This window comes from Myroides injenensis M09-0166 (genome assembly GCF_000246945.1).
GTDB classification, from domain to species: domain Bacteria; phylum Bacteroidota; class Bacteroidia; order Flavobacteriales; family Flavobacteriaceae; genus Flavobacterium; species Flavobacterium injenense.
The window spans coordinates 1-10,418 of record NZ_BAEX01000106.1; the positions used below are offsets into that span (position 1 = coordinate 1).

The 10,418-nt window shown below is 32.0% G+C and carries 8 protein-coding genes; 2 read left to right on the forward strand and 6 right to left on the reverse strand.

The window, feature by feature from the left end; all coding sequences use genetic code 11:
• Positions 1–13: 13 nt before the first annotated feature.
• The 6 genes from RH98_RS13660 to RH98_RS13685 all read right to left on the reverse strand — a co-directional run bounded on the left by RH98_RS13660 (position 14) and on the right by RH98_RS13685 (position 8,392).
• Positions 14–1,336 carry an MFS transporter gene (locus tag RH98_RS13660; protein WP_026038913.1) on the reverse strand — a complete coding sequence of 441 codons (1,323 nt, stop codon included), beginning with the start codon at positions 1,334–1,336 and terminating at the stop codon, positions 14–16.
• 70 nt (positions 1,337–1,406) lie between these two features.
• Positions 1,407–2,093 carry a (d)CMP kinase gene (gene cmk, locus RH98_RS13665; protein WP_010256017.1) on the reverse strand — a complete coding sequence of 229 codons (687 nt, stop codon included), beginning with the start codon at positions 2,091–2,093 and terminating at the stop codon, positions 1,407–1,409.
• Between the two features lie 376 nt (positions 2,094–2,469).
• On the reverse strand, positions 2,470–4,959 hold the full coding sequence (lon, locus tag RH98_RS13670) for an endopeptidase La (protein WP_010256020.1): 2,490 nt from the start codon (positions 4,957–4,959) through the stop codon (positions 2,470–2,472).
• 212 nt (positions 4,960–5,171) lie between these two features.
• Positions 5,172–6,161: a hypothetical protein gene (locus RH98_RS13675; protein ID WP_010256022.1), complete on the reverse strand. Its 990-nt coding sequence runs from the start codon at positions 6,159–6,161 to the stop codon at positions 5,172–5,174.
• Positions 6,162–6,220: 59 nt separating this feature from the next.
• A complete protein-coding gene (locus RH98_RS13680; RefSeq protein ID WP_010256024.1) occupies positions 6,221–7,528 on the reverse strand; it encodes an MFS transporter in 1,308 nt (435 codons plus the stop codon).
• 48 nt (positions 7,529–7,576) lie between these two features.
• The gene (locus tag RH98_RS13685) at positions 7,577–8,392 is read right to left on the reverse strand and encodes a M48 family metallopeptidase (protein WP_010256026.1); all 816 of its coding nucleotides are present in this window, start codon (positions 8,390–8,392) and stop codon (positions 7,577–7,579) included.
• A 665-nt stretch (positions 8,393–9,057) separates the two neighbouring features.
• On the opposite strand from RH98_RS13685, the gene RH98_RS13690 reads away from it, so the two are divergent.
• Together RH98_RS13690 and msrB are read left to right on the forward strand one after the other, a co-directional pair.
• Complete coding sequence (locus RH98_RS13690) at positions 9,058–9,927, forward strand: alpha/beta hydrolase (RefSeq protein ID WP_010256028.1); 870 nt, start codon at positions 9,058–9,060, stop codon at positions 9,925–9,927.
• Positions 9,928–10,007: 80 nt separating this feature from the next.
• A complete protein-coding gene (gene msrB / locus RH98_RS13695; protein ID WP_036495959.1) occupies positions 10,008–10,406 on the forward strand; it encodes a peptide-methionine (R)-S-oxide reductase MsrB in 399 nt (132 codons plus the stop codon).
• The last annotated feature ends 12 nt before the right edge of the window (positions 10,407–10,418 follow it).

The following is a 10,418-nucleotide window of genomic DNA, read 5'->3' on the forward strand; positions in this document are numbered from 1 at the left end:
TTTTTGTTATTGATTAAGCCACTTTTTCTCGTTTATGTTTATACTTAAACAAGATAGCGAACAATATTGTTACCACTAAAGCGTAAGCTGAAAATATTAACCAAGAATGTCTCCATCCTTCTAATTGCAATACTAGATCAGTATGACTATATACATAGTGATTCACTACATACTGAGCCAATAACATCCCTATCGTAGCACCAAATCCATTAGTCATCATCATAAATACTCCTTGCGCAGAAGATCGTATCCCCTCATCCGTTTCATTATCTACGTATAAAGAACCTGATACATTAAAGAAATCAAAAGCAATTCCATATACAATCATTGACAAGATAAACATCCATACACCATTACCTGGATCTCCTAATCCAAAGAATCCAAAACGCAATACCCAAGCAAACATTGACATCAGCATCACCACCTTAATACCAAAGCGTTTTAAGAAAAACGGAATTAAAAGAATACACAAAGTTTCTGATACCTGAGATAATGAGATTAAAGCATTTGCATTATTAGCTCCCCATGTACTACTATATACATCTACAGCTTTAAATGTAGTAATAAACGGATTCGCATATCCATTAGTGATTTGTAGTGAAACACCCAAAAGCATTGAAAACATAAAAAAGATTGCCATCTTTTTCTGTTTGAAAAGAGAAAATGCTTTTAATCCCAAAGCTTCATAAAGTGTAAGTTTCTTATCACTTTTGCTAATTGGGCAATTTGGCAACACAAAACTATATACGAACAAAATAACCCCTATTATACCAGATACATAAAACTGATGGTAAGTAGTTTGAAAACTAATAAAGCTTGCATCACTTCCTGAACTGAATCCTAACGAATCACCTTTAAAACCAAAGAAGTTAACAAACAACATAGCACAAATAAAACCAATTGTTCCAAATGTTCTGATTGGTGGGAAGGTTTTTATTGTATCTAAATGATTATTCTTTAAAATAGTATATGCTGCTGAATTTGATAGAGCAATGGTTGGCATAAAGAAAGCAACACTAATTGTATATAGCGTAAAGATAGTTGAAAACTCAACTCCATTTCCTGCTACATGTCCATAATAGCCAGTTGCAAACATAAATATCGCAGCGAGCAAATGGTTTATCCCTAATAGACGTTGCACAGGTATCCATCTATCTGCAACAATTCCCATGATTGCAGGCATTATTATAGATACTATTCCTTGTACTGCATAAAATAATCCTATTTTAGGCCCTAGTCCAATAGATCCTAAATAATTACCCATCGACGTTAAATAAGCTCCCCATACAGCAAACTGCATGAAACTCATTATCGTCAGTTTTGATTTTACATTCATACTATAATCTCTTAAAACTGCTTAAACAAATTTACAGATAATATCTCTCTAAATATAGTTTACAAGCATCTTATTTAACACTCTGTGCTACTAAATTCAAAATAATATCTAATTGTTCTTCTCTTGTCAAAGTAGAGTTGTCTACTTCTATTGCATCATCTGCTTTTATTAATGGAGAATCTTCTCTAGTTGTATCAATTCTATCTCTTTCTACCACATTTTGGTAGACTGCTTCATAGGTAATATTTTCTGATTTCTCTTTTAACTCATCATAACGTCTTTGCGCTCTAATATCAGGACTTGCAGTCATAAATATCTTTAACTCTGCATCGGGAAAAACAACTGTACCAATATCCCTACCATCCATTACTACACCTTTTGATTTACCAAAATTCTGTTGTTGCTCAACCAATTTTTTACGTACTTCTCTTACCTCTGCAATTTGACTAACGAACTGAGATACTTCAAGTGTTCTAATTAAGCTTTCAACATTTTCTTGATTCAAATAGATTTCCGCAAAACCTCTTTCTGGATTATATTCAAAATGAAGCTCAATTAAGTCCAATGATTCTACTAATCTATCTCTATCAAAATGCTTTGTATCTATAAAACTTTTTCGCATCGCAAATAAAGTTACTGCTCTATACATAGCTCCTGTGTCTATATAAACGTAACCTAATTTTTTTGCAAGCGCTTTTGCTAATGTACTTTTCCCGGTAGAGGAAAAACCATCAATTGCTATAGTTATTTTTTTCAAAATTGAAAACTTTAAAATTATTTCTAATTACATCGATGTGCCAAACATAAGACTATTTATTGAAAGATATTTTATATATAATTTCATACCATTACATAAAAGCACATCTTCACAAAGGTACATTTTCTAAGTCTTTTCAGATGCTACTAATTTGCACTTCTGGTACTTTTTTTAAATTATTTATTTTTTTAACCAAAATAAACAAACTTGTCATTACATTTTTAAAAATATCATCTATAAAATAGTAATTATACTACTTCAGACTTCGTTACAAGCGAATTTTATAAGCTTTTTAATATTATAAAACCTTTTAAATTCAAAAACAAAAGGGGATGTCTAAGTTGACATCCCCTCTCAAATATAAACATTGGAAAAACTATTTTTTATCTGTTTCTTTTTTCTGATCTATTTCAAACTTTTTATAGTTCTTGATTTTCTGATCAGTTACAGCAAGATTGATTACCTCATCCATACGCTCTACATAATGGAATGTTAGACCTTTTAGATAATCAGCTTTTATCTCGTCAATATCTTTTTTATTCTCTTTACAAAGAATTATTTCTTTAATATTTGCACGTTTTGCTGCTAGAATTTTTTCCTTAATCCCTCCTACAGGCAACACTTTTCCTCTCAATGTAATTTCTCCTGTCATTGCCAGATTCTTTTTAACCTTGCGTTGAGTAAAAGAAGAAACCATTGATGTAAGCATTGTAATCCCCGCACTTGGTCCATCTTTAGGAGTAGCACCTTCTGGTACGTGAATATGAATTTTATAATTATCTAATACTTCCTGAGAGATACCAAAATCTTCTGCATGTGACTTGATATATTCTAATGCTATCGTAGCAGATTCTTTCATCACATTACCTAAGTTTCCAGTAATGGTTAATCCACCACCTTTACCTTTTGAGACAATTGATTCAATATATAGGATATCTCCTCCCACACTAGTCCATGCTAAACCTGTCACAACACCAGCAACATCATTATTCTCATACTTATCATGTTCAAATCTAGGTGTTCCTAGTATTTTTCGAATATCCTGCTCAGTCAATTTCACATCGTACTCTTCCTCCATTACAATATTCTTAGCGATACCTCTTGCAATATGAGCTAATTGTTTATCCAACCCACGTACACCAGATTCACGCGTATAATTTGTAATAATATATTCCATTTGCTTTTTACCGATAGAAATATCTTTCTGTGTTAAGCCATGTTCTTTTATTTGTTTTGGAAGTAAGTGCTGTTTCCCTATTTCTACCTTTTCTTCTATTGTATAACCATTCATTTCGATGATTTCCATACGATCACGCAAAGCAGGTTGAATAGTAGATAAATTGTTAGATGTAGCAATAAACATCACTTTTGACAAATCGTATCCAAGCTCTAAGAAGTTGTCATAGAAATCAGAGTTTTGCTCTGGATCTAAAACTTCTAATAATGCCGAAGAAGGATCACCATTGTGACTAGTCGATAATTTATCAATTTCATCTAATAAAAAAACAGGATTTGACGTTTTAGCCTTTTTAATACTTTGAATAATTCGACCAGGCATTGCCCCTATATATGTTTTTCTATGTCCTCTAATCTCAGCTTCATCACGCAATCCACCAAGTGAGATACGTATGTATTCTCTACCTAATGCATCAGCTATTGATCGTCCTATAGATGTTTTTCCGACACCTGGAGGACCATAAAGACACAAAATAGGTGATTTTAAATCATTGCGCAGTTTTAAAACTGCCATATGTTCTAGAACACGTTTTTTCACATCCTCTATACCATAGTGATCTTTATCAAGTATTTTCTGTGCGTTCTTTAAATCAAAATTATCTTTAGAATACTCTCCCCAAGGTAAGTCAAGCATTGTTTCTAAATAATTTCGTTGAATGCCGAATTCAGCTACTTGTGGATTCATACGCTGAAACTTCATTAACTCTTTATCAAAACGCTCTTTTACTTCTTTGCTCCATTTTTTTGTTGCACCTCTTTTACGCATTTCTTCAAATTCCTCTTCATTAGAAAAACCTCCTAGTTCTTCCTGAATAGTTTTCATTTGTTGATGTAAGAAATATTCTTTTTGCTGTTGATCTAAATCAATACGTACTTTAGACTGAATAGTATTGCGCAATTCTAACTTTTGCAATTCAAGAGTCATAACCCTAAGCGTTTCATAAGCACGCTCTTTTAAATCATTTATAAGTAAAAGATTTTGCTTCTCTCCTACTGTCAAACTCATATTTGAAGATACGAAATTGATTACAAACGAATTACTCTCGATATTTTTTATTGCAAAAGAAGCTTCTGAAGGGATATTAGGACTTTCACTGATAATATCTACCGCTACTTCTTTGATAGAATCAACAATTGCTAAAAATTCTGTATCATCCGCAGCTGGCTTACTTTCCTCCCTCTCTTTAACAGTAGCTTTTAAATACGGTTCGTCCGAAATCATTTCTACGATATCAAATCGCTTTTTCCCTTGCAGAATAACCGTAATATTACCATCAGGAAGCTTTAATAATTTTAATATTTTAGCAACTGTACCTACTTGGTAAACATCATCTATACCTGGATTCTCAATATCTTCATTTTTTTGCGCTACTACACCAATTGTCTTATCACCTTTATTTGCAGCGTGAAGCAATTCTATTGACTTATCACGTCCTGCTGTAATAGGAATAACAACACCTGGAAATAAAACCATATTTCGCAATGGTAGAATTGGTAATTCATTAGGCAATTCTTCCTTATTCATTACTTCTTCATCCTCTGAAGTTAATAACGGAATAAATTCTGATTCTCCCTCTACAATATCCTGCAACGACAAATTGTCTAATGTTATTATCTTTTGATTCGCCATAATTATTTTTAAGTCATTTTGTCAGTTTTAATCTATTATTTTTTCTAATCAAAAGAAAAAATAAGACTAACAAACTAGCAAACAATGTTTTACATTTTTAGTTATATATTGTGCTATATAGTATTTCAATCTTTATGCCATAAAAAAAATCCCTACTTCACAACGTAGGGATTTTTAGTATATATCTTTCTTCTAAACTTTTCCTACTTCATTTATTCTCCTTCTTTTTTAGTTCTTTTTTCTACTTTAAAAGTACCATATTTGATAGTAACCTCTTGATCTGTATCAGCTATTAATTTCAGTTTATATCTACCTACCAAAGTAGCAACATTGTCTTTACCTAATGCAGTAGAGTCTAAACTCACTAACTCAAACTCACTATTAAGCATGCTCGAATTATTCTCTTTATCCAATGAATATTTCACTCCGTACTCAGAGATATAATACGCATCAAACCCTTCTTCTTTAAATGAATAGACTTTTTTACCTTCCTCTATCTTCTCTGCAGAAATGATCTCCGTTGGGATTTGTAAAAAGATTTCTTGGTCTAGCTGTCCATACCCTTTCCCCGAAATAGTTGATGTCCCATTTTCTTCTTTCCATACTGGAGCGATACTTACAAACGGTACTTTATTAACTTCTGCATCAATATAAATATCTTCTTCTCTCTGATAAGGAACATTTTCAAAAGAACCTTCAATTGTAAATGATTTAATATTTGGATCTATACCTTCTTCTGGTCCGCCTACACGTATTGGCACCATTGTCATCGAATAACTACCTGTTACTACTCTAGCATTTTTATTAATATGAGTGATTTTTACAAATCCCGTAACATAGTTAGGTCTATTCTCATCGACAGTACTATATTGTGCTTTTAATTCTCTATTTAAGTAAGTAGATGGATTAGCATTCGTAGGGAAATTACCTTCTATAAATTTACGGATGAATATTTTTAATTCATCATTTCTTCCTTTCAAATGATTTAATGCCAAAGTAAACTCACCTTTTGCATTAATCTTAGCTACCACACCTTCTCTTATTATTTCTTCTTCCCCCTCACTTTTTACAATTACAATAGGTTTACCTACTTCACGACTTTCATCTAAAACAGGATCTACCGGCTCGTTATCACATGAAACATAACTTAATGCCATTATAACTGAAAAACATGCAATAATTATCTTACTAACTCTCTTCATATCAATTTTTAAAAACGTATTAAAATTATATCAATATATCGTAATATGCTACTCTTTTATTAACTCTTTCTTCTTTTATTTGGAATTCGCAACAAAAGTAATAATCCAACCGCAAAAAACACTATTAAAAATAAAATAGCATTTTGCATTTTACCTGTTAAGTCACTTACTAAACCATATACCATCATCCCTACTACAATACCTATCTTTTCGGTCACATCATAAAAACTAAAAAAAGAAGTTGTATCTGTTGTCTCAGGTAACAATTTGGAATAGGTAGATCGTGATAATGATTGGATTCCTCCCATTACTAAACCAACAAATCCTGCCGCAATATAAAACTCATTAGGTGTAATTATACTATACGCATAAATACATATTACTATCCATAACGCATTAAGTACACAAAGCGTATATATATTCCCAATTTTTGTTGATAATTTAGAAGTAAAATAAGCACCTATAATAGCTACTAACTGTATTACTAAAATACTTACTATCAAACCTGTTGTTCGTTGACTATCACTTTCCCAAGCAATTTCTTTTTCTCCAAAGTAAGCTGCGATAATCATGATTGTCTGAACAGCCATGCTGTATACAAAAAAAGCTACTAAATATCTTTTTAAAGATTGAAGCTCAGATAACTCTTTCCAAACCTTTTTTAACTCCCTAAAACCTTTAAAAAAAACAGAACTAGTAATTTTTTTATTGTTTTTAAAATCTGGCAAGTAAGTAAAGGTATACATACTGAATCCAAACCACCATACACCTACCATTACAAAAGAAAATCGCATAGCAGTAATAGGAGAAGTAAAACCAAAAGTCTCATATTTCATTATTAATCCTAGATTGATTAATAATAAAATAACACTACCTATATATCCTAACGCATACCCTTTTGCACTTATGTAATCTTGTTGGTTTTCAAAAGCAATATCTGGAAGATAGGAATTATAAAAAACTAGACTCCCCCAAAAGCCAATTAATCCAAACATATAGATTAGCAGACTAACCACAATAGAGTCTAAACTAAAAAAATAAAGAAGAATACAGGACAAAGAACCTATAGCACAAAACAACTTCATGAAGAATTTTTTCGTACCAAGGTAATCCGCTATACCAGAAAGAAAAGGCGAAATAACCGCTACAATTAAAAAACCAATGGCTGTAATGTAACTAATAATAGACTCACTTTGAATTTCCCTTCCAAAAAAAGGATAACTATCTATACCTAATTCTCTAAAAAGTGTACCATAGTACAGCGGAAAAATGGAAGACGAAATCACTAACGCATATACAGAATTCGACCAATCATAAAATGCCCAAGCATTTAATAACTTCTTATCTCCTTTTACAAAATTTGCCATATTATTATAAAATTAAAAAGCTACCAAAAATAGGTAGCTTTTCTTATATTATTTATTAAAATAGACACCAAATTTAGCAGCTTCTGCTTTAGCCTCTGGTATCAGTTTCTTCAAATTTGCAATTCTATCTTGATTACTTGGGTGAGTACTCATAAATGAAGAACCTCCGCCACCGCCACTATTAGTAGCCATACGTGACCAAAAAGCAATCGACTCCTCTGGATCATATCCAGCTATAGCCATTAATGTCAGTCCTATTTTATCTGCCTCTGTTTCATTTGCTCTACTAAAAGGTAGCATACCTGCATAATTACTAGTAGCACCATACGCAGCACCAAGCATTTGTCTTGTAGCTGCAGAAGATTTAGTAGTAGCTGCATCCACTGCTACTGCGCCTAACTGCTGTAACATCCCTGCACTCATACGTTGCTGACCATGATTAGCTAAAGCATGTGACACCTCGTGTCCCATTACTGTTGCAATACCAGCATCCGTTTTACAAATTGGTAAAATACCTGTATAGAAAACAATCTTTCCTCCTGGCATACACCATGCATTAACATCTTTACTATCAACCAAATTGTATTCCCACTTATAATCTTTTAGATAAGAAGAGTACCCATTAGCATTTAACCATTTCTCTGCAGCTTCCTTTATACGCTTTCCTACTTCTTCAACTTTTTTTGCATCCGCAGTTCCAGTAATTACTTTATTCTCTTTTAAAAAATCATCATATTGCTGGAAAGCCATTGGAAATAATTCTGCATTCGAAGTAAATGCCATTGTTTTCTTTCCCGTAAAAGGATTAGTAGCACATGCTGACAACATGAGAACAACTCCTAACGATAAAACTACTTTTTTCATATTATTTTTTGCTTTCAAAATTAAAATAAATAACTATATCAATACAAATAATGATGTACAATTTCTAATTGTCGTTTAGCAATACCTTTCATTAATTGCTTAAATTCAGAACATTTCATAATAATTTTAACTAACATACAAATTCTCAGGTTCTATAATCTAATATATAGATCAGAAAAAGATCCACATATTAAACTATAATTACTTAATAGACAAAATCCTAATTAGCCCACGAAAACACAAACAAAATACGCAAATTATCACTACAAGCTCTTCGTATTACTGTACAATAATTACAGCCAAATATTTCAACAGTTCTTCAACATTTCTTCAACAAAATGCCTTCTAGTGCTAGCATTCTTAAGGGAATGTTGAAGAAGTGTTGAAGAAATCCTTCTCAAGTTCTTTATTTACTAGGGGTGAGCTAATAAAACAACACACGTACTACTTTTATTTAAAAAAACATAAAAAACTAAAAAACAATTCATTAACGCTAAATATTCGCATTATTAATATAAAAAAACAACTAATAAAAAAATAATAAAAGAAGAGTATCGCTTTTTCCATAGTAGTAGTACATCTAATGCAAGAAAGAATTACTTTATTATTAGGCAAGCATAGTATATTAATTTTGTAATTTTACTCCCTTAAAACAACTTAATATAATGGAGAAGCATAAACAAAAGCAATCTTTAGAGATTCCTAAAGGACTCATTATAACAGGAAAAGTATTACAATTTTTGTCAAAAAACTGGGCTGCTAAATTTGCTCAAAATCTCTTTGTTACCCCTATAAAATTCAAATCTCCAAAGAGAGAAAAAGAAATGCTAGACAAGAGTATTCTAACAAGAATTGCCGTTCCAGCATTAAAAAAAGATATTTTCGTATATCAATACGGTACTAATAAAAAAGCAAACAAAAAAGCATTATTAATACATGGCTGGAATGGTAGAGGTACTCAACTAATCACCATTGCCAATATGCTAATGCGTCAAGGTTTTGACATCGTAAGTTTTGATGCTCCTGGTCATGGTAGATCACCAAAAACGAAAACGAATATGACAGAATTTATTGCTGCTGCTTTTGAAGTAGAAAAACAATTCGGTCCATTCGACCTAGTAATAGGGCATTCACTTGGCGGGATGACAACTATTAACGCTTTAAAAGATGGATTACATGCCAAGAAAGCTGTAATTATAGGTAGTGGGGATGTCGTACAAGATATCATAGAAGACTTTATATCTCAATTACAATTAAAACCGATAATAGCTTCTAAGCTAAAAGATCGTTTTGAAAAACAGTTTAACAAAACGATGGAAAGCTACTGCGTACATACAGCTGCCCAAGATTTGTCTATTCCTCTATTAATAATGCATGACGAAGATGATGTCGATGTTCCAGTAAAAGCAGCTTATCAAATTAAAAAACATTCAAAAGATGCCGAACTAATGATAACACAAGGCTTAGGACATAGAAAAATACTTGGTGATAAGAAAGTGATTGAAAAAATAAAAGATTTTATCCAAGACATTTAAAAATGAAGAATCTTTTACTTATTTTACTGTTAATTCCTAATTTAGCTTGCAAAGAGATTAACTACCAACAAATTGAAAAAATGAAAAAGGATAAAACAACTTCAGAAAAAGAATGGCAAGAAATACTTACACCAGAGCAATATTATGTATTAAGACAAAAAGGAACTGAAAGACCTTTTACTGGTGAATATAATGACCATTACCAAAAAGGGGCTTATCACTGCGCTGCATGTGGAGAACAATTGTTCTCTTCAGAAACAAAATTTGATGGGCATTGCGGTTGGCCATCATTTGACAAAGCGCTAGAAGGAGCTGTAGAATATATAAAAGACACCTCTCACGGAATGATACGCACAGAAGTAGTATGTGCAAATTGTCATAGTCATTTAGGACATGTATTCCCTGATGGTCCACAAGAAACCACTGGTGACAGATACTGCATGAACTCTATTTCATTAAAATTCGTACCTGAAGAGTAAAAAAAATCGGAC

What these genes read in the sequence shown, in the direction of transcription:
- RH98_RS13660 (WP_026038913.1), bottom strand. Translation starts at nt 1,336, where the DNA reads ATGAATGTAAAATCAAAACTGACGATAATGAGTTTCATGCAGTTTGCT.
- RH98_RS13680 (WP_010256024.1), bottom strand. Translation starts at nt 7,528, where the DNA reads ATGGCAAATTTTGTAAAAGGAGATAAGAAGTTATTAAATGCTTGGGCA.
- msrB (WP_036495959.1), top strand. Translation starts at nt 10,008, where the DNA reads ATGAAAAAGGATAAAACAACTTCAGAAAAAGAATGGCAAGAAATACTT.
- RH98_RS13675 (WP_010256022.1), bottom strand. Translation starts at nt 6,161, where the DNA reads ATGAAGAGAGTTAGTAAGATAATTATTGCATGTTTTTCAGTTATAATG.
- RH98_RS13690 (WP_010256028.1), top strand. Translation starts at nt 9,058, where the DNA reads ATGGAGAAGCATAAACAAAAGCAATCTTTAGAGATTCCTAAAGGACTC.
- lon (WP_010256020.1), bottom strand. Translation starts at nt 4,959, where the DNA reads ATGGCGAATCAAAAGATAATAACATTAGACAATTTGTCGTTGCAGGAT.
- RH98_RS13685 (WP_010256026.1), bottom strand. Translation starts at nt 8,392, where the DNA reads ATGAAAAAAGTAGTTTTATCGTTAGGAGTTGTTCTCATGTTGTCAGCA.